The organism is Caballeronia sp. M23-90, assembly GCF_053574605.1.
In genome coordinates, this window is the sequence record NZ_JBSIPA010001052.1 from 1 (window position 1) to 255 (window position 255).

At 56.5% G+C, this 255-nt stretch carries 1 protein-coding gene; it reads left to right on the plus strand.

Annotation, left to right across the window (positions count from 1 at the left end):
* Positions 1-255, plus strand: a 255-nt coding sequence (locus ACRXB1_RS37765) for a reverse transcriptase domain-containing protein (protein WP_449494981.1), incomplete at both ends; no start/stop codon positions are given.

The following is a 255-nucleotide window of genomic DNA, read 5'->3' on the forward strand; positions in this document are numbered from 1 at the left end:
TTATCCCCAAGGCCAATGGGAAGGAGCGCCCTCTGGGCATTCCGACCATGCATGACAGAGCGATGCAAGCTCTGTACTTGCTGGCCTTGGAGCCAGTGGCAGAGTCCACGAGCGACCCGAACTCATACGGGTTCAGGAGTCATCGCTCAACGGCCGATGCCATGTCCCAGATTTTTGTTTCCATGTCTCAGAAGGGCTCAGCCCGATGGGTCCTGGAAGCGGATATCAAGGGGTGCTTTGACCACATCAACCATG